Source organism: Streptomyces sp. ISL-98 (genome assembly GCF_018614055.1).
GTDB lineage: Bacteria > Actinomycetota > Actinomycetes > Streptomycetales > Streptomycetaceae > Streptomyces > Streptomyces spiramyceticus.
Map to the genome: position 1 here is coordinate 51,798 of NZ_JAGGPB010000050.1, position 19,278 is coordinate 71,075.

Genomic DNA, 19,278 nt, shown 5'->3' on the forward strand with positions numbered 1-19,278 from the left:
ACGCCTCACGCGGGGCGGGCGTGGGTCTCGGCTTGGCAGTCGCCCGCGGGTTCACGGAGTCGATGGGCGGGACGCTGAGCGCGGAGGACACACCTGGGGGCGGCCTCACCCATGGTGCTCACGCCGCGGGCGGGGCAGGCCCTTTTGGAGCGGTGAGCGGCTCGGGTCCTCTGGGGCCGGTGAGCGGCTCAGGCCCGGCGGATCACGATGTCGCCGGCGCTGGTCCGGCCCCGAACCTCGACCGTCTCCTCGGACGCCTGGGGCCCCTCTGCCGCCCCGAGCTCATTACGTACACGCCCCGCCTTGGACCGCACATCCAGCCAGGCCGCAGACCCCTCGGCGATCCCGATCTCGAGCGCCCCGGCCGAGGTCTCCAGGCTGATCTGCCCACGCACCACCTCGGCGAGCCGAATCGCGCCGCTCGCGGACTTGGCCGTGACGGAGGAGCCCGCGTGCTGGACGCTGATGGGCCCGTTGGACGAGCGCACCGTCAGCTCCCCGCGGATCTCCCCGATCGCGGTCTCGCCGTTGAGGTTCTTGATGGTGGCCGTGGAGTCGGCCCGGCCGACCCGTACCCGCCCCGACCCCTGGATCTCGACCTCGCCCGTCGCACGGTCCACGAGGATGTCCCCGTGCGGGGTCTTCAGCTGTACGGCCGCGGCCTCTTCCAGCTGGATGTCACCGGTGGACGTCGTCAGGTGGCAGTTCCCGAACCGGCCCTCGGCGATGAAGTCGCCGAGACCCGTCTTGCCGGTCAGGTCCGAGCCCGTGGGCAGCTCGACGGTCACATCGACCGAGCCGATCTTGCCGAAGGGCGAGCGATTCTTGGGGCCCTTGACCACGAGCTCCCCGCCCGCGCAGGTGACCTTGGTGTCCTCGGCGGCCTGTACGTCCTGCTTGTTGCCGGGGTCGCTCGGCGTCACCTCGACCACGGTGTCGGTGCGCTTGCCCGCGATGATCCGGATCCGCCCGAAATCGAGTTCAAGGGTGGCGGAGAGGGGCTCGGGGGTGTCGAAAGTAGGCATGGCTGAGCCGTCCTTTGGCTGTTGTGTGTTGGTTGCTTGGTTGGGAGTACGTGAGCGGTGCGGGGTGGGCTAGCGCACCCAGCCGGTGAATCCCTGCCCGGCCGCGTGCGACCGGCTCGAGCCGGGTGAGCCGCTCTTGCCGCGAGCCGCCGTGGGTTCCAGGGCGGCGGCGACGGCCCTGACCAGCCAGGCGTTGACCGAGAGCCCTTCGCGGCTCGCGGCCTCCTCGACCCGGACCTTGAGCTGGGCGGGCGGGCGGAAGTTGATGCGCGAGGTGGCGCCGTCCTCGAAGTCCACCGGGGCCGGCGGTGTGGGCGCCGCCGGCGGCGCCGGGGCGTCGCCCTCGCCGAAGGTGTCCGGGGTGGGCGGGGCCGTGACCACGAACTCGGGGTCGAGCCCGCGCAGTCGTACGTCGACCGAGCCTGGGGCCAGGTCGCGGGTGACCTCGTCCATCGCGTCGGACAGGGCGTTCAGCAGGGTGAGCCGGGCGGCCGACTCGAGCTGGGCGGTGAGCCGCTCGGCCAGGGCACGGGCTTCGTCTCCACCGGCTTCGGCGGCGACGCCGAGTTCGTGCCGGAGGTTGTCGACGTAGGGAGTGAGGTCCATAGCGCAATCATGGCACCATCATGGCGCCATGGCAAGTCGCATGGCGCCATGATGGTGCAGGGGTCAGAATCCAGCCCCTGGGGGTCCCCCCTGGACGTAGTCCTTGGGGGAGTTTGAGGAGCGGGGTCCGGGGCGCAGCGACATCAGCGGCTGCGCCGCGGGCCCGTGTCCTCACGCCTGCGGGGCAATCTCCGAGATCTTCATCGAACGTGATCGGCTCCGACCGTAAAGATCAAGCTCAGCGCACGGAACGGCCCCGTGGCGCGGCGATCAGCGACAGAGCCATCGCCTTGTTCACGGCGTCGATCCTGGAGACCGCGCCCAACTTGTCGAAGATATTGCGCAGGTGGCGCTTGACCGTGCCCTCGGTGATGCCCAGCCTGACCGCGATCTGCCGGTTGCTCAGCGCCTCCGAGACGCAGACCAGCACCTCGCGCTCGCGCGGCGACACCGCCCCGGACGAGTGCTCCCGGCCCCGCTCCACGCCCCCGGTGAAGCTCTGCCGGGAAACGGAGATGGTGACCTGCTGGTCGTCCTGGGCGGCATTGCGGATGGCTGACAGGAGCGCCTCGCGCGGCACGCTCTTGTGCAGAAAACCGCGCGCCCCCAGTTGGAGCAACTCCTGGACCAGGGGCGGGTCGTCGAACATCGACAGGATGATCACGCGCAGGTCGGGGAAGTGCTCCAGCAGCCTGCGGACCGTCGTCTTGGGATGGTTGTGCGGCATCTCGACATCGAGAAGCACCACATGCGGCCGGTTCTTCTCGACGAGTGCGAGGAGGTCACGGCCGCTGCTCGCCTCCGCGACCACCTCGAAGTCGTCCTCGGCCCGCAGCAGTTCGCACAGCGCCGTACGCAACAGTGTGTGGTCGTCCGCGGCGAGTATGCGGATCGTTTCAGGACCCGGATTCAGTGTCACCTGAGTGCTCCGACAGTGGGATGGAGACCGTGACGCGGGTACCGCCGGCCCTGGGATTGCTGGAGATCAGGATGGTTCCGCCGAGGAGTTCGACCCGCTCGGTGGCCGACGCGATGCCGTTGGCAAGGCCGGCGTCCCCGACCGCCGCGAGGTCGAAGCCGCATCCGTCGTCCTCGATCAGCGCGTGCACGCCGAACGGCGCGATGTCGACGACCGCGAGGACCTGCTGCGCGTCTGCGTGGGCGAGTGCGTTGCGCAGGCACTCCCGTACCACGAGGAAGATCTCGTCGAGCACCTGCTGCGGGGCCCACTCCTCACTGCCGTTGACCTGGACGCGCACCTCGGGATGGGTGATCGCCATGGACTCCAGGAAGGCGGTGAAGGCACCTTGCAGCGTGCCCTCGCTCTCCGATCTGCGCAGCTGTCCGACGAGATCGCGGATGATGCCGAGCGATTCGGTAAGGGTCGCCTTGACGGCGGCGATGCGGGCTTCGGTGTGCTCGGGCCGCTTGTCCCTGTCGATCTCGTACAGCTCCAACTGCCGCAGCGCGAGACTGACGTTGTTGCCGAGATGGTCGTGGATCTCGCGGGCGAGCTGCCGGTGTCCGGCCGCATTCACCTCTCGTACGGTATTGAGCAGGTAGATGTCGTGGCCGAGAGCCCCGGCCTCCAGCCGCTCGCCGATGCCCATTTGCAGGGACCGGACCGCCGCACCGAACCGCCCGAGGTCACCGGGACTGTCCGCGACGGCCTCGGCCAGTGCGTCAAAGGCGAGTTCGAAGAGGATGACGCCCGCGCGGATGGAATGGACGCCGTAAATACCCTGGGTGGCGCGTTCCATCCCCAGTCCCTGCACCTGCTGGATCAGGGAACCGCGAACCTGCGCCTTGTCGTGCAGAAGGCTGTCCGCGCAGTCCGTGATGATCCGCTCGGCCTGCAGCGCACAGCCTTTCCAAGCGCCCTCGTCGGTCACCAGCGGGCTCTTGATCTGCTCCAGCCGGAGCCGGTACTGCTTCAGCAATTGTGGTTTACGGCTCAAGAACTTTTCGGCCGTCGACGCTGTCGGTCCGAACGTTGCATCCGTGGCATCTATTTGTTGTGTCATCGGAGCTCACCCCACTCCCCCCGAGCTCATCCTCGGGGATCATGGCCGGGTCTGTGACCAGTGTCAACGTGATGAGCCCGATGTCCCACATATTGAACTACGGTGCGTGGCGGCTCGTATACGACTACGGATCAATGGGCGGCCAGTGGTATGTCCTCACAGTTACTCCGGGTCGATTGGTTGCAAGAGAACCGACATATCCGTCCGGGCATTCGACCTCGGACACGTACCAGTCGGATACGTCGCCGGGGAGGCGGGCCCGCCGAATTCCACCGGGCTCCGGAGGGCCGATGGCGGCCATGTCCCGCAGTCCCGTACCGGCGGCTTTCCCCACCGCCTCGATGCCGGTCCAGGTACGGAATCCGGCCACGCGGCCACTCGGTCCGACGGCCGGCACCCGGCTCCAGTCGAAGTGGCTGCGTATCCGTTCGATGTCCACACCGACCACGCCGGGCGCACGGCACAGCGCCAGCAGGGCGGCGGAGCCGGAGTGCGAGAGGTTGATGTCGAACTCGGGCCAGGGGCCCGCCCGCAGCGCGGGTTTTCCGGCCCCGCACCCGCCGCACTCGTCCGGGTCGGGGCAGCGGCGCTCGAAGCGCGGGAGCTGTGGGACGACGCCGAGATACCCGGCGAGCAGGGTGCGCAGCGCGAGGTGCGCGGAGAGATAGCGGAACCGGCCGGCCCGGTGACGGATGCCCGTCGCCCGGCGGAGCTCGGAGTCGTCGAGGATGTCGGTGGCTTCGGTGACGCGTATGCGGTCGAGGGCCACGAACCAGACATGGATCTCTTCAGGATCCAGGACAGGGGTGCGCATGAGGCTTCCCGGAGGTCGGAAACGGACCAGGGCTGCCAACGGCCCTTCACGGGAAGCGGGGTGCCGGAAGTGGCGCCCGCCTGCGGAAACTCAATCGCAGAGGGGGCTCGGGGCAGGGGTCCACTTGGGGCGCGGTGCGACGTACCACGTGACCGGCCGGGCGGCGTACCGCGCGACGGACCAGGCCACGTGCCACGCGAAAAGGGCCGCCGTCGCGCCGATTCGCGGCGGACGGCGGCCCAGCGGCCCCATGGGGCTCAACAGCCCTTTTTTCCATACTCCTTTAGTGCCATGAGTGGCTCATTGGCAGTGCAGCCAGTGCCGGTTGAGCCTGCCTACAATCCGGACATGCCGAATGTGACGACGCGATCTCGGTCCGTAATTCCGTCCACTGGTAATGTCCCCGCCGGTTCTCCCGAAAAGAGCGCACCTCGACTCCTCCTGCTGAGTCTCAAGGAATCGCGTCCAGCAGTGCAGGCAGCGTTTCAGCTGCGTTTTCTGGCGGGGGTCGGGCTTGCGGCTTCCACTGTTTCCTTCAGCGGTACGCAGCTTTTCGGGACGGTCGGTCTCGGCGCACTCGCATGGTTCTGCGCGATCTTCTACACGTATCTCTACAACGGCTGTACGGATTCCCGCGAGGACCGGCTCAACGGTTCGCTCCGGCCCATAGCCGTCGGAGCGCTCCCGGAGCGTACGGCGCTTTTCATCGCCCGTTGTTCATTCGCCGTCGCGCTGCTGGCGGGCGCACTGGTCGGCCAGGGCATGCTGCTGCTCGTCTCCGCGCTGCTGCTGCTCGGACATGCCTATTCCGCGCCGGGCCTCGCCCTGAAGAACCGCACGTCCGCGGCGATGGCCGTGGTGCTCGTCTCCGGCATCCTCACCTATTGCGCGGGCCCGGTGGCGCTCGGCGCCACGGGCCGCCTGACCGACCTGATCGTCCTCAGCGTGGCCATGTCGCTGTGGATGGCGCTCGTCGGCGCGGTCGCCAAGGACCTCTCGGACATCGCCGGCGACGCCGCGGTCGGCCGCCGCACCTGGGCCGTCACGCTGGGCGAGAAGCGCACCCGAGCGCTGATCGCAGCCGGAGCTCTCGCCGTCGGCTGCGGGTTCGCCGCGGCGACCGCGCTGTGGGCACCGGACCTGGCTCCGGCTGCCGTCGTGGTGCTGGTGGGCGGCGCGGGGGTTGCCGTGGTGACGCTCGGGCAGCGGCCGGGCGCCTCGCGTGCGGTACGCCGTCGCCCGTACCGGATGTTCATGGTCACCCAGCACCTCGCCCATGTCTCGCTGCTCGGCCAGACGGCGTTCTGAGCGTCGAGGTTCTGAGCGTCGGGCTTCTGAGTGTCGAGGTCTGAGCGTCGAAGGGAGCCAGTCGGCCGGCCGGTCGCGGGGGAGCTGACCGGCCGGCCTCCTGTTGTGCCCCGGCCCGCGGGGGATTCGGCCGGAGGCACGTCTGTGGGGGCGTCGGCCCGTAGGTCTCAGCCGCCCGCGACGTCGCGGAGCACCAGCGCGCCCGCGTTGCCGTCCTGGCCGACCGAGGTGATCAGAGCGGTACGTACGGATCCGGAAGGCGCCGGATCGCGCTGCCACTGGGCAAGCACCGCCGCGACCTGGAAGGCACCAGCCGCGCTGTACGTCTCCCCGAGCGCCTCGGCGATCCGTACCGCTCCCGGCAGCCCGCCGAGCGCCGATTCCACCGCCAGTTCCTCGACGCGGTCCAGGCCGACGTGATGGGTGGCGCCCAGAGCCACCGTGGTGATCTCCTCCACGGCCACCCGGCTGCGTACCAGCGCACGCTCCACGCACTCGGCGAGGCCGGTGGCGAGGCTGTGGCGCTCGGCCGTCGCACCGTAGAACCCGACCTCGCAGGCGAGCAGTTCGGCGAGCGCGGTGTGCCCGCGCCCCGCCGCACGCTCGGCGTCCTCGACCATGAAGACGGCGCTGCCTTCACCGACGGCGGCCTGCTCCCGCAGTACGCCCGTACGGTGCCAGGCCCAGGCGGCAGGGGCGCTCAGCTCCTCCGTACCGCCGACAAGAAGCCGCTCCGCGCGCCCCTGGGAGAGGGCGACCCTGGCGTGCCGGAAGGCGAAGAGCCCCGAGAGACGGCCGCCGGCGACGGTGGCGTTCAGGCCGCGCAGTCCGTTGCGGATGGCGATCTGGCCCGCGCAGCAGTTCATCACCGTATTGGGAAAGCGGCTGGGGTTGACCATGTACGGCGCATCCTGCACCAGGGTGTCCCTGGCCAGTTCGCTCAGGCTCTGGATCGAACCTGTGCTGGTCGCCATCACCACACCGGTACGCCTGCTGTCCGCATCGGTGACCGCGGCGCCGGATGCGCCTAGGCCGTCCAGTGCCTCCTTGCAGGCCACCAGGCCGAGGCCGGTGAGCCGGTCGAGATGGCGGGTGCCCTTGCGCCCGAGATGGTCTGCGGCCTTGAAACCGGGCACCGTACGCACCGCGCGCGGAGGGTAGTCCGCCGCGTCGTCGCCCTGCGGTCCCGTGTGGCCAGGTCCGCCGGCGGCCAGCAGCTCGCCGAGCGGGCCCAGGCCGAGTCCGGCCGCCGACACCACACCATGGCCGGTGATCACCAGCGGCCGTACGGCGGTGGCCGCCCGCGCGAGTGGTTGCGCCGGTGCCTGCGCTGTCGTCACGAGACCCTCCCCAGGATGGTGATGACGTTGTTGCCGCCGAACGCGAACCCGTGGTTCTGCACGATGTCCACGCGCGCCGGACGGGCCTTCCCCGGTACGGGGTCCAGGCCGGGCCCGAGTGCGGGATCCACCTCGACCACATTGGCGGTCGGCGGCAGGAAGCCCTCCTCGATGGCCTTGCAGCAGATGACCGCGCCGAAGCCGCTGGCCGCGCCCATGGTGTGGCCGATCATCGACTTGATGGAGCTGACGGGCGGCAGCCGGTCCCCGAAGACCTCGCGCACGGCCTGTACCTCGGTCGCGTCGTTGGTCGGGGTGCCGGTGCCGTGCGCGCAGACGTAGTCGATCTGCCCGGGCGTCACACCCGCCGCCTCGTGAGCTGCCCTGATGCACTCGGCGATCGATCCCGAGTCGGGGTGAACCATGTGGTGCGCATCGCAGTTGGCCCACGAACCGAGCACCTCGGCATAGATACGGGCCCCCCGGTCCAGAGCGTCGTCCAGCGGTTCGAGCAGCAGCGCCGCGCCGCCCTCGCCCGCGAGGATGCCCTCCCGGTTGGTGTCGAACGGCCGCGGAGTCTCCTCGGCCATCGCGCCCAGCTGGTAGAAGCCGGCGTGTGTCAGCCGGTTCACGGCGTCGGCGCCGCCCGCGAGCATGACGTCCGCCTCGCCGCTGCGCACCAGGTCGAAGGCGTGGCCCAGCGCGTAGTTGCTCGCCGAACAGGCCGTCGGAATGGTCAACGCGTCACCGGTCAGCAGCAGTTCGCTGTTGACGGCGGCCGCGATGCGGCTCGCGGGCAGCTGCGCCACCAGCGAAGGGTCGAGGCTCTTCAGCCCGTCACCGACCCACTGCTCGCTGAGCTCCTGCAGTACGACGGACTCACCGCTGGTGGTGCCCATGACCGATCCGGCCCGGCTGCGGGCCAGCACGGCCGGGTCGATCCCGGCGTCCTGTACAGCCAGCCGGGACGCGGCGGCGGCCAGCAGACTGCTGCGCCCCCACTGCCCCGGGTCGAGGTTGAGCAGGATGTCCCGGGGCTCGAAGTCGTGGACCTCACCCGCCCGTACGTACGGGAAGCCGGTGGTGTCGAAGGACTGGATGGGACTGATGCCACTCGCGCCGGCCCGGATGGCGGCGGTGAACGCCTCCACCCCGATGCCGACACTGCTCACGGCGCCCAGGCCGGTGATGACGACTCGGCGCCCAGGGCTTCGCTCAGGCATCCTGCAGTGCCTCCGTGAGCTTGGTGTGCACCGCGGCGAGGAGGTCGCCGAGGGTCTTCAGCTCCTCCAGGCCCTCCTTGGGCAGGGCAACGCCCAGCTCCTTCTCGATCCGGGAAACGACGGTGATGAGGGCGAGCGAGTCGCTGTCGTAGTCCTCTATGAAGTCCCCGGAGACGGTCAGGTCGCCGGGCTCCAGCTCCAGCTCCTCGGTGACGATCTCGGAGATCTTCTCCTCGTAGTACGAAGCGTCGTAACCGGCGTTCTGCTGCTGCGTCATTTCCTGAATCCCCTTCTGGTCGCGCCACGTTCGGTGGCCCGGCGTAAACGTAGGCAGGGCTCGCGCCGGGCAACAAGGGGGAATGCACGAAAGGGGTACGCCCCCTTTCCAAAGGCGTATCGGAGCACCACTGACGTGCAATGTTCCTGCTCTTTCCGGCACTTCTGGTGTTTTCATCGCTGGCAGGGTCCGGATCGAAACCCGATTCCGGAAATCAGAACGGGGAGGATGGCTTATGCGGGCAGACGTGGAAGATGTCGCCCTTGAAGAACCCGTAGAACCAGTAGAACTCGCAGACCACGTGGCAAGCACAGAACTCGATTTCGGGCGCACGGTGGAGCGTTCCCTCGTGCACCGCGACGCCGTCTCCGAGGTGTTCCTCACGGACGTACGCCCCCTGGGGCTGAAGCGGGTGCTCGCCGCGGCCCAGTTGCCGCTCTCGCACGCCTACTACAACGACCACACCCACACGCCCGCCCGGCACGACCCGCTTCTGCTGCTCGAAGCGGCACGGCAGGCCGCGATCCACGGCTCCCACACCCATCTGGGCGTGCGGTCCGACACCGCGATGATCGTGGACAACTTCCGTCTGGAGCTGACCGATTCGGCGGCCCTGCTGATCGGGGACCGCCCTGGCGAGCTGGTGATCGACAGCCGCTTCGAGGGGCGTCCCACCCGCACCGGCGTCTGGCGCCGCGGCAGTGTCACCCAGGACTTCCACCTCGGCGGTGAGCACGTCGGCACACACACCATGTACGCGGCCTTCCTCACCCACCACTCCCACGAGGCGCTCCGGCACGCCCAGCGCGGCACCCCCGCGCCGTCCAGCGCCGACTGCGCCGCCACTCCCGACAGCCAGCAGGTCGAACCCGGATCGGTGGGCCGCGTGCACCCGTTGAACGTACTGCTCTCCCAGCCGGTACGAGCCGAGGGCAGCGTCTCCGCCCAGGTCACTCCGCGCTTCGGCAACCGCTCGCTCTTCGACCACGCCTACGACCATCTGCCGGCCATGCTGCTCACCGAGGCCGCGCACCAACTGGCCCTGCTCACCCTGGCGAAGCGCCCCGGGACGACCCGGCTCGTCGGCATCGACGCTTCCTTCCAGCGGTACGCCGAGCTCGACGAGCCACTGACCGCCACCGCGACACTGGTCGACGCACAGATGGTGGACGTCGCCTTCTCGCAGGGCGGTTCACCTGTCGCGCAGATCGCCACCACCCTGCACGCAGCGGAGGAGACCCGATGACCGTACGAGCCGTCTGGACAGACTTCGGCGGCGTGCTCACACCGCCGATCAGCCACACCCTCAGCTCCTTCTGCGCACGCAAGGGCATCGCCGTCGACCGGCTGAGCCACGCCATCGGAAAGGTCACCGCGTCCTTCGGCACCGACGACGTCATGGAGCCCATCGACACCCCGCTGATCACCGAGGCGGAGTGGCTGCGCCGGATCGACGCCGTCCTCACGCAGGAGTACGGCATCGCACTCGGCCTGACCACGCTCGCCGACGACTGGTTCGACGGCCGCGAGACCAACCACGACTGGGTACGGGCCCTTCGCGGCGCACGCCGCCGGGGCGCCTTCGTCGGCCTGATCTCCAACATGGTGCCCACCTGGGACACCCACTGGCGCCGGATGACCGACCCGGACGAACTCTTCGACGACGTACTGCTCTCCTTCGAAGTCGGCCACCGCAAGCCGTCGGCCGCCATGTTCGAACTGGCCGCGGCCCGTGCGGGAGTCCCCGCCGAGCACTGCCTGCTCGTCGACGACATCGAGGTCAACTGCGCCGGTGCCCGGGCCGCCGGCTGGCAGACCATCCACTTCACCGACACGGCCGAGGCGAGCGCACGCCTGGACGCCCTGACCGCACCCCTCTCCACAAGCCCTACAAGGGAGTTCGCATGAGTCGCTCCGTACTGGTCACCGGTGGCAACCGCGGGATCGGCCTCGCCGTCGCCCGCGCCCTCGCCGAGGCCGGCGACAAGGTCGCCGTCACCTACCGCTCCGGCGAGCCGCCCGCAGATCTCTTCGGCGTACGCTGCGACGTCACCGACTCGGCCGCGGTCGCCGCCGCCGTCGAGGAGGTCGCCGTACAGCAGGGCCCGGTCGAGGTGCTGGTGTCCAACGCCGGCATCACCCGGGACGGTCTGCTGCTCTCCATGGCGGAGGAGGACTTCAGCTCCGTCATCGACACCAATCTGCTCGGCGCCGTACGCGTCGCCCAGCAGGTGATCCCCGGGATGCTGAAGGCCCGCTGGGGCCGGCTGATCTTCATTTCCTCCACCACCGGCACTGCGGGAGCGCCGGGCCAGACCAACTACGCGGCCTCCAAGGCCGCTCTGATCGGCCTGGCCCGTTCGCTCGCCAAGGAGCTCGGCCCCCGCAACATCACCGCGAACGCCGTCTCACCCGGAATCATCGCCACCGACATGGCCGAGGGCGTCACCGGCAACCGGATGGACCAGCTCCTCAGCGAGACCTCCCTCAAGCGGGTCGGCACCCCGGAGGAGGTCGCCGCGGTGGTGCGCTTCCTGGCGAGCGACGGGTCGAGCTACGTCACCGGCGCCAACGTCCCGGTGACCGGCGGCGGCGGCGTCGGCTGCTGAGAACAGCGAAGAAAGGAGAAGAGACCAGATGACAAGTCCCCGATTGGCCCTGATGTTCCCGGGACAGGGGAGTCAGCGCCCGGGAATGGGACTGCCCTGGGTGCGCCGCCCGGGGTGGGCGGTCGTGGAACAGACCTCGGAGGCGGCAGGCCGCGACATCGCCACCCTGCTCCTCGACGCCGACGCGGCGACGCTGCGGCGCACCGACAACGCGCAGCTCGCCACGTTCGCCCTCGCGCTGGTGGCGCTCACGGAACTGCGTACCGCATACCCGCTGGCCACGTTCCCCGGCGCTTGCGCCGGACACAGCCTGGGCGAGTACACCGCGCTCGTGGCCGCCGGAATCCTCGACACGGAGGACGCCGTACGCCTGATCGTGGCGCGCGGCGAGGCCATGCAGGCCGCCTGCGTCCGGTCACCGGGAGCCATGGCCGCCGTGCTCGGCCTCGATGCCGGACGCCTGGAGGAACTGGCCGTCGGGCTCCGCGCCGCGGGCGCCCGCGTCTGGGTCGCCAATGCCAACTCGCCGCAGCAGACCGTGATCGCCGGAGAGGAGCAGGGCCTGGAGCGCTGCGCCGAGGCGGCGGAGCGGGCGGGTGCGGCAAGGGTGGTGCGGCTGCCGGTCGGCGGGGCCTTCCACACCCCGCTGATGATCCCGGCGGCCGAACGCTTCGAGGAGGCGCTCGCCTCGGTCCGCTTCATGCCCGGACGTACCCCGGTGGTCTCCAATGTGGATGCCACGGCGCACCGGGGCGGCCCGGAGTGGGCGTCGTTGCTGCGTCGGCAGATCACGGCCCCGGTCCGCTGGTCGGACAGCCTCCGGACGCTCACCGCCGACCTGGCCTGTGATCACCTGCTGGAGATCGGCCCGGGCAAGACCCTGACCGGCCTGGCCAAGGCGACGGTCCCTTCGGTGACGCGTACGACGTTCTCCGACCCGCTGACGGAGATGGCCGCAGCGGCCTGACAGTGCAGCACGCACACAAGAACAGCGCCTGGCCGCTCCCGCGTCATCACGGGGGCGGCCAGGCGCTGTCACCTTCCGGGAAGGTGCGGCGCGTCAGGACTCGTGTTTGCGCAGGTGCGCGAGTACGGCGAGGACCCGTCGGTGTCCGGTGTCGGCGGGCGGCAGATCCAGCTTGTTGAAGATGTTGCGGATGTGCTTGCTGACCGCCGTTTCGGTGATGAAGCACAGCTCCGCGATCGTCCCGTTGCTGTGGCCCTCCGCCATCAGCCCCAGCACTTCCTTCTCCCGGGCGGTGAGGGTCCGCAGTGGGTCGTTCGCCTTGCGCCGTACCAGCAGCTGCGCGATGACCTCCGGGTCCATCGCCGTCCCGCCGTCGGCCACCCGGCGCAGCGCGTCCATGAAGTCCTCGACCTTCCCGACGCGCTCCTTCAGGAGGTAACCGATCGCCCCGCTGCCGTCGGACAGCAGCTCCGACGCGTAACTGTCCTCGACGTACGACGAGATGACGAGGATCGGCAGGTTCTCGTACAGCCTGCGTGCCTCGACCGCCGCGCGCAGCCCCTCGTGCCGGAAGGTGGGGGGCAGCCGGACGTCCATCACCGCAACGTCGGGGCGTACGTCACTGATGGCCGCGAGGAAGTCGTCCGCGTTGTCGACCGCGGCCAGCACCTCGATGCCCTCGGTCTCCAGCAGGAGTACGAGTCCCTGGCGCAGGAGGGCATCGTCCTCGACGATTACGACTCGCATGGCAGCTCCGTGGTGATCGTGGTCGGTCCGCCGACCGGGCTGGACAGGTGGACGCGCCCGTCGAACGCTTCGGCGCGACGCCGGATCCCCATGAGCCCCGTGCCCGCGCCCTCCTCCGCACCGCCCTTGCCGTCGTCGCTGATCTCGATCAGCAGCGAGCCGTTCTCGGTGCGCAGGCGTACGTGGACCTCGTTGGCGGAGCTGTGCTTCGCCGCGTTGGTCAGGGATTCCGCGATGACGAAGTACGCCGCAGCCTCGACCGCGGCCGGGGCCCGCCGGATGTCGTCGACCTGCACGGTGCACGGGATGGGGCAGCGGGCGGCCAGGGCGGACACCGCGCCGTCCAGGCCGCGGTCGTCCAGGATGGGCGGATAGATGCTGCGTACGACCTCACGCAGTTCGGAGATCGAGCTGGTCGCGGAGTCCCTGGCCTGCCGGATCAGCTCCAGGGCACGGGTGGGGTCGCTGTGCATGGAGCGTTCGGCGATGCCCAGCTGCATCACCACGGCGACCATCCGTGCCTGCGTACCGTCGTGCAAGTCCCGCTCAATACGCCGCAGTTCCGCGCCGTGCGCCTCCAGCGCGGCGGCCCTGGTCGCGGTGAGTTCGACGACGCGCTGAGCCAGCCGGGGCGAGGAGAGCGGGGACAGCAGGACCTTTGTCAGCCGGGCCTGCAGACGGGCGAACCACGGCACCGCCGCCACGATGACGGCGGTGACCGCGAGCGTCAGCACGATCGTGGTGATCGCCAGCGGCGCCGAGTCGACCGTGTAGAAGAACGACGAGCTGTAGGGCTCGCCGCCGTCCGTGAACAGCCACTTGACCGACAGGACCACCGACCACAGGGTGCTCCACGGATGACCCGCCGTCAGCATCAGGGTGATGGGCGCGGCGAAGCCGTGAGCGGGGAGCCACGCTATGGTGCGCCGGAATCCCGGGCTGGTGAAGTTCAGCCGGAACCGGTACATCCGTCCGCCGTCGGTGACCGGGTCGAACGCGCCCTGGACCGGCTCACCGAGCAGGTCACCGGCCCGCTCGCGTTCGTGGGTGGTGAGCCGCTGGGTCCAGTCGGCCAGCGGCTTCCACGCCGCCAGGCCCAGCTTGGGCACGGTCGCGACGCACACCAGGAGCCAGGCAAGACCGGTCAGCAGGGACGCGATGCCGGTGGCGCCGCCGATGAACAGATACCGGTACCCGTCGAACAAGTTCCTGATCCACGGGTACCGGTCGTCTTCCGGGGCGACGTTGGGCGTGCTCATGTCGGCCCCAGCCTTCCCGCCCGGCGCGAGGTTATGCATCGTCATTCACCCGTGTACACCGCTTCGATCGGGCGGGTACGCAGTGCCGAACGGGTGGGGATGCTGATGGACAGCCACCCCAGGACCGCGGTGAAGGCGGCGATGCCGGCCCAGTGCAGCGTGGTGAGGGCGGGCACGGGCTGGCCCGTCATCGCCAGGCTGCTGCCGATCGTGGGCGGAATGGCGATGATGGCGCCCACGACGATCGCCGTGACCACCACGACCCAGGACTCCATGAACATCATCCGCCGGGTCTGCCGCTTGCTCGTTCCGATCAGCCGCAGCATGGCGAACTCCCTGCTGCGCGCCGTCGTCGCCATCACCAGCGTGTTCACGACGGCGATCAGCACGTACAGGAGCAGCAGCGCGTTGGCGATCAGGTTCGTCCACGACTGCTTGGCGAACTGGCCCTGCTGTACGGCGGCGAAGTCGGACGGGCTCTGTACCTGGAGCGTCGGTGTGTCCTTGGCCAGCTTGTCCAGCGCCGACTGCACCTGTGCCCGCGCGCCCGGGTTCTTGGCGGTCACCAGGAGCGCGGTGTCGAGCTGGTTGGTGGTGTGCCGGGACAGGACGTCGTGGGGCAGTGTGACGTCGCCGAAGCCCAGGCCGTTTCCGTAGATCGCCACCACCGTGAACTTCTTCAGCGTCCCGTCACCGAGGTTGATCTCCGTACTGTCGCCGACGCCGAGTCCCGCCGTACCGGCGGCCATCCAGCTGAGCGCCACGGTGTCGCCGCGCAGCTCGTTCAGGCTGCCTTCCTGTACGTCGAGATCGAGCGTCCGGCCGAGATTTTTCGTCTCGATGCCCTGCGCGGCGAAGGGGGCGGCAGCGGGCTTGTCGACCTCGATGTGGTTGATCAGCACCTGCGAGCGCACCACCGGAGTGGCCGTCCCGACCTCGGGCACCTCCCGCACCGCAGCGGTGAGCTGCGGGGAGAGCCCCGTCGCATCGCTGGTCAGCACGTAGTCCGAGACCACTCCGGTCGCCGCCTGCTGCTTCGCGGTGGCCTCGACGGTGGACAAGGTGGACAGCTGCATCAGCGCCATGGCGGCGCCGAGGGCCAGCGGGATGACCGCGCTGCTGAGCCGGCGCGAGTTCGCGTTGGTATTGGCGGCGGCCAGGTAGCCGCTCACCCGCGACCATCTGAGGAACGGGCTCATGACGGCCGTGGCGAGCTGCACCAGCTTCGGCCCGAGCAGTGCCATGCCGACCATCAGGATCAGCAGCGAACCGGCGGCGCCCGCGATCGCCAGCTGACCGGGGATGGTCATCGGCGTCACGATGGCCGCGCACAGGCCGAGAAGGATCAGGCCCCGGCCGATGTTCATCCGTACGCGGCCGAGCGCCGGAGGCTCGACCTGGGACTCGCTCAGTGCCTCCACCGGCTTGATCCTGGCCGTACGGTACGCCGCGATGAACCCGGCCAGACGAGCACCGAACACGCACAGAATCACCGAAGCGATGGCCGGATACGGCTTGAGCGACAGCTCGAAGTCCGGAGGCAGCACACCGATTGTGGCGAACGCGTCGCGGAGCTCGCCGGCCACCAGGAAGCCGGGCGCGGCACCGAGAACGGCGCCGACCGTGGCGACCAGCAGGATCTCGCTGCCGATGAGGGAGTGGATCTGCCGCGGGGTGGCCGCGATGGCGCGCAGCATCGCGAGCTCGCGCCGGCGCTGGTGGATCGCGAGGCCGAGCGTGGACGACACCACGAAGATCACGACGGCGAGCGCGGTACCGCCGAAGGACGCGGAAAGGCCGATGAGGAAGCCGCGCGACTGCCCCATGTCGAGAAACTCCACGTCACCGATCTGCGTACCGGTGTAGACGGCGACCTCGGTGCCGTCCTTGGCGCCGGACAGCGCCTCGTTGATACGCCCGGCCAGGTCACCGGCGCTCGTGCCGGGCTCCCCGATGACGCCGATCGTCGTGAGCCGGTCGGGGCGCTGGGAGAGCTCCCCGGCCCGCTGGTCGGTGAAGAACGCGGCCGACTGCCGGTCCAGGCCCGACGGCGGGGGCGAGGCGATGCCGACGACCTTGTACGAGGCGGGAGTTGTGCCAGTCGCGATGCGCGCCGTGTCTCCGAGCCCGACGCCTGCCCGGCGTGCCAACTCGCCGTCCAGGACGGCCTCTTGGGAGCTTCGCGGCTCATGCCCCTCCGCCAGCCGGAACGGCGCCAGCGGAGCCGACGACCACCCGTGCCCGTACAGCGGATTGTCCAGGGCGACCGTGCGGCCCTTGGTGCCCTCGATGCTCATCTCGACAGAGCGGTCGGCGACCACCGTCTTGACGCCAGGGACTTTGGCGACCGTGCCGGTCAGCCCGGCGGGCAGGGTGACCCGCTCCGCGTAGTGCGGGTCGAAGTTCTCCCGCACGTCCTTGGACTGCTTGCCGCCGACCATCACGGTCGCGGCCGCATAACGCTCGGGCGATACGCCGGACTCCAGCCCGGACACGAACAGGACACCGCAGGCCGTGACGACCGCGGATCCGCAGAACAGCGCGATGAACGCTGCGATGAAGCCGCCCTTGCGGTTCTTGATGGTGCTCCACGCGATGTCGAACATGGCTCACCTCACCAGTTACCGAGGTGCGTCATACGGTCGGCCACCTGCTCGGGCGTCGGCTGGTCCAGCCGGCCCGCCAGTTCACCGTCCGCCAGGAACACCACCGAGTCCGCGTACGACGCGGCCACCGGGTCGTGCGTCACCATCAGCACGGTCTGGCCCGTCTCGTCGACGATCTGCCGGAACAGCTTCAGGACTTCCTGGCTCGTACGGGTGTCCAGGGCGCCGGTCGGTTCGTCCGCAAGCAGCGCGTCGGGGCGGGTCACCAGCGCGCGGGCGATGGCCACCCGCTGCTGCTGGCCGCCGGACAGCTGGTTCGGGCGGCGGTTGACGTGCTCGCTCATCCCCACGCGTTCGAGGACCTCCCGCAACCACGCCTTGTCGACAGGGGTGTTGGCAAGCCGGGGCACCAGTGTCACGTTCTGCTCGACGGTCAGCGCCGACATGAGGTTGTACGCCTGGAAGACATAGCCGATCCGTTCGCGGCGTACCGCGGTCAGCGGGGCTTCCTTGAGGCCGGACAGCTCGGTGTCACCGAGGAAGACCTGGCCGGACGTCGGGCGGTCGAGACCCGCGATGCAGTGCAGGAACGTGCTCTTGCCGGAGCCCGACGGCCCCATGACAGCGGTGAAAGTACCGCGCGGCACGCTGATGGAGACGCCTCTCAGAGCGGTGACGGCGTTGTCGCCCTTGCCGTACGTCTTGGTCACCGACTCCAACCGCATAGCAGGCGACACCGTGCCGGTGGTGGCCGCGGACCGGTCCCATACCGATGTCATTCTTCTTGCCCCTTCCCGTCGTTAGCGGAACCACAGTATGGGAAGCATCGGCGTACGGCGAACCCCCTGTGTGCCGCATTCAAGGTATGGCTGGCTATACCTTCGTTCACCAGGCGATTTAATCTGGGGCTTTAGTTCGTTGTGGGTGTCAACGGGTGCTGGATAGCCTTGCAGTTCGATCGTCCTGGTCGTCGGTTCAGTGGCCGTATTGGATCGGGCGGGTTCATAGACTTGGGTGGACTTGATGACGGAATCCGTTTCCTTTCACGGAGAACTGCCTGCACCGGGTGATGTGGCCGGTCTGTTGCAGAAGCTCGCGCGCGAATACCTGATTCCCGGGGTGCAGTTCGCTGTGTACGACCGGGGCGAGGTGACGTCGTACACGCACGGCGAAGAGGTCCACGGATCGGGGACGCGGGTCGGACCGTCCACGCTCTTCCCGCTCGGGTCCGTGACGAAGTTCGTCACCGCGACGCTGCTGATGCAGCTCGTCAGCGACGGTGACGTGGAGCTCGACGCGCCCGTCGGCCCGTTGCTGCCGGAGCTGGCGGGCACGCCGTCGAGCCCCCTGTACACGGCGTCGGTACGCGGCCTGCTGAGTCACACCGCCGGTCTGCCCGACATGCCCGACGTCGAGGGTGACCTGCCCCTGCGCGAATGCGTGGCCGCGTCGGCGGGCGCCCGGCCGCTGTGCGAGCCGGGCAAGGTCTTCTCGTACTCGAACCTGGGTTACGTCCTTGCGGGCCGGGTGCTCGAGGCCGTCACCGGCATGACGTGGTGGGAAGCGGCACGCTCGTTCGTACTGAATCCGCTCGGGGTCGAGCCGGGATTCCTCGGCAGCGCCGCGCCCGGCCTCGCGGTCGCCGGCCAGCACGCGGTGCACCTGCCGACGGCCACCGTGCATGTCGTGGAAGAGCCGGGGCTGCCGCGTGCGCTGGTTCCCGCGGGGGCGCTGATGGCCAGCGCGTCGGATCTGCTGCGCGTCGCGGCGCTGCATGTGGGGACGGGCGGGCCCGGCGTACTGGAGCGCGAGCAGCTGGAGGAGATGCGCCGCCCGGTGAAGGGCTCGCACGCCTTCGGCCTGGCCGACGGCTGGGGGCTCGGGCTTGCCGCCTATGCGGACAGCGCCGGCCGGATGTGGCTGGGGCACGAGGGCAACACGGGTGGCGCGACGTGCGCGATGCGCATGGACCCCGAGCGCGGCATTGCCATGGTGCTGATGACGAACGCCACCTCGGGCCGTCAGATGGGAAACCAGTTCTTCGAGGAACTTTCCTCGCTGGGCTGGGACGTGGGCCGCAATCAGGAGCCGGACCTGGGAAAGCCGCTTTCGGGGGAAGAGCTGCGGATTGCCGCCGACGAGGTGTGCGGGGTGTATCGCGCCGGTCCGGACACCGTCACCGTGCGATGGGCGGCCGATGAAGGTGTGCTGATGGAACGGGCCCAATTGGTTCCGGTTCGTCTGGAACTCTATTCCGACCTCGCCTTCCGCTTGAAGAGCCTTTCCGCACCGGAAGGCGGATATGTCAGTGACGAATCCAAGGACCTCTACTGTTTCGTCCGCACGGGAGCCGGAGGCTTCGCTGGCGGGGGTGCCGGGTCGGGCCGGGTCGGCGGTATGTATTTGAGTGGGGGTCGTTTGCAGGTGAGGGAGGGCATCGGCCTGCTGGGCTGATGCATTTAGGCGGGTTCTC

The 19,278-nt window shown here is 69.3% G+C and carries 18 protein-coding genes; 6 read left to right on the top strand and 12 right to left on the bottom strand.

All coding sequences use genetic code 11. The annotated features are described in order from the left end of the window. Positions 1-188: 188 nt before the first annotated feature. The 5 genes from J7I98_RS41515 to J7I98_RS30420 all read right to left on the bottom strand — a co-directional run bounded on the left by J7I98_RS41515 (position 189) and on the right by J7I98_RS30420 (position 4,469). Positions 189-1,025: a DUF4097 family beta strand repeat-containing protein gene (locus J7I98_RS41515; protein ID WP_251021434.1), complete on the bottom strand. Its 837-nt coding sequence runs from the start codon at positions 1,023-1,025 to the stop codon at positions 189-191. Positions 1,026-1,094: 69 nt separating this feature from the next. Further along, a complete protein-coding gene (locus J7I98_RS30405; RefSeq protein WP_214928250.1) occupies positions 1,095-1,631 on the bottom strand; it encodes a hypothetical protein in 537 nt (178 codons plus the stop codon). Between the two features lie 238 nt (positions 1,632-1,869). Further along, a complete protein-coding gene (locus J7I98_RS30410) occupies positions 1,870-2,550 on the bottom strand; it encodes a response regulator transcription factor (RefSeq protein ID WP_274558669.1) in 681 nt (226 codons plus the stop codon). Further along, positions 2,528-3,589, bottom strand: coding sequence for a sensor histidine kinase (locus J7I98_RS30415; protein ID WP_214928251.1), 1,062 nt, complete (start codon positions 3,587-3,589; stop codon positions 2,528-2,530). The genes J7I98_RS30410 and J7I98_RS30415 overlap by 23 nt, the downstream gene beginning before the upstream one ends. Before the next feature lie 190 nt (positions 3,590-3,779). After that, complete coding sequence (locus J7I98_RS30420) at positions 3,780-4,469, bottom strand: 4'-phosphopantetheinyl transferase superfamily protein (protein ID WP_214928252.1); 690 nt, start codon at positions 4,467-4,469, stop codon at positions 3,780-3,782. A 471-nt stretch (positions 4,470-4,940) separates the two neighbouring features. On the opposite strand from J7I98_RS30420, the gene J7I98_RS30425 reads away from it, so the two are divergent. Continuing rightward, complete coding sequence (locus J7I98_RS30425; protein ID WP_214928253.1) at positions 4,941-5,777, top strand: UbiA family prenyltransferase; 837 nt, start codon at positions 4,941-4,943, stop codon at positions 5,775-5,777. A gap of 167 nt (positions 5,778-5,944) precedes the next feature. Here the strand turns inward: J7I98_RS30425 and J7I98_RS30430 are convergent, their stop codons facing one another. The 3 genes from J7I98_RS30430 to J7I98_RS30440 are packed head-to-tail and all read right to left on the bottom strand — an operon-like array spanning position 5,945 to position 8,617. Then, positions 5,945-7,117, bottom strand: coding sequence for a beta-ketoacyl synthase N-terminal-like domain-containing protein (locus J7I98_RS30430; RefSeq protein ID WP_214928254.1), 1,173 nt, complete (start codon positions 7,115-7,117; stop codon positions 5,945-5,947). Then, a complete protein-coding gene (locus J7I98_RS30435; protein ID WP_214928255.1) occupies positions 7,114-8,340 on the bottom strand; it encodes a beta-ketoacyl synthase in 1,227 nt (408 codons plus the stop codon). The genes J7I98_RS30430 and J7I98_RS30435 overlap by 4 nt, the downstream gene beginning before the upstream one ends. After that, positions 8,333-8,617 (bottom strand): acyl carrier protein, encoded by a 285-nt coding sequence (locus tag J7I98_RS30440; protein ID WP_214928256.1) that lies wholly within the window; start codon positions 8,615-8,617, stop codon positions 8,333-8,335. The genes J7I98_RS30435 and J7I98_RS30440 overlap by 8 nt, the downstream gene beginning before the upstream one ends. Before the next feature lie 301 nt (positions 8,618-8,918). Here J7I98_RS30440 and J7I98_RS30445 point away from each other — a divergent pair, with 301 nt between their 5' ends. The 4 genes from J7I98_RS30445 to J7I98_RS30460 are packed head-to-tail and all read left to right on the top strand — an operon-like array spanning position 8,919 to position 12,193. Continuing rightward, complete coding sequence (locus J7I98_RS30445; RefSeq protein WP_214928257.1) at positions 8,919-9,863, top strand: AfsA-related hotdog domain-containing protein; 945 nt, start codon at positions 8,919-8,921, stop codon at positions 9,861-9,863. Continuing rightward, positions 9,860-10,525 carry an HAD-IA family hydrolase gene (locus tag J7I98_RS30450; RefSeq protein ID WP_214928258.1) on the top strand — a complete coding sequence of 222 codons (666 nt, stop codon included), beginning with the start codon at positions 9,860-9,862 and terminating at the stop codon, positions 10,523-10,525. The genes J7I98_RS30445 and J7I98_RS30450 overlap by 4 nt, the downstream gene beginning before the upstream one ends. Then, positions 10,522-11,226: a 3-oxoacyl-ACP reductase FabG gene (fabG, locus tag J7I98_RS30455; protein WP_214928259.1), complete on the top strand. Its 705-nt coding sequence runs from the start codon at positions 10,522-10,524 to the stop codon at positions 11,224-11,226. Before J7I98_RS30450 ends, fabG begins: the two co-directional genes overlap by 4 nt. Positions 11,227-11,254: 28 nt before the next feature. Continuing rightward, complete coding sequence (locus J7I98_RS30460; RefSeq protein ID WP_214928260.1) at positions 11,255-12,193, top strand: ACP S-malonyltransferase; 939 nt, start codon at positions 11,255-11,257, stop codon at positions 12,191-12,193. A gap of 93 nt (positions 12,194-12,286) precedes the next feature. On the opposite strand, the gene J7I98_RS30465 is transcribed toward J7I98_RS30460, so the two are convergent. Genes J7I98_RS30465 through J7I98_RS30480 form a run of 4 tightly spaced genes read right to left on the bottom strand, consistent with a single transcriptional unit; the run spans position 12,287 to position 17,584 of the window. Then, positions 12,287-12,940: a response regulator transcription factor gene (locus tag J7I98_RS30465; RefSeq protein WP_214928261.1), complete on the bottom strand. Its 654-nt coding sequence runs from the start codon at positions 12,938-12,940 to the stop codon at positions 12,287-12,289. Continuing rightward, entirely contained in the window at positions 12,928-14,199 is a 1,272-nt protein-coding gene (locus tag J7I98_RS30470) for a histidine kinase (RefSeq protein WP_214928262.1), read from the bottom strand. Before J7I98_RS30470 ends, J7I98_RS30465 begins: the two co-directional genes overlap by 13 nt. A gap of 41 nt (positions 14,200-14,240) precedes the next feature. Beyond that, positions 14,241-16,805, bottom strand: coding sequence for an FtsX-like permease family protein (locus J7I98_RS30475; RefSeq protein WP_214928263.1), 2,565 nt, complete (start codon positions 16,803-16,805; stop codon positions 14,241-14,243). 8 nt (positions 16,806-16,813) lie between these two features. Further along, positions 16,814-17,584, bottom strand: coding sequence for an ABC transporter ATP-binding protein (locus J7I98_RS30480; protein ID WP_214928264.1), 771 nt, complete (start codon positions 17,582-17,584; stop codon positions 16,814-16,816). 244 nt (positions 17,585-17,828) lie between these two features. On the opposite strand from J7I98_RS30480, the gene J7I98_RS30485 reads away from it, so the two are divergent. Further along, positions 17,829-19,259 carry a serine hydrolase gene (locus J7I98_RS30485; protein WP_214928265.1) on the top strand — a complete coding sequence of 477 codons (1,431 nt, stop codon included), beginning with the start codon at positions 17,829-17,831 and terminating at the stop codon, positions 19,257-19,259. Positions 19,260-19,278: the final 19 nt, after the last annotated feature.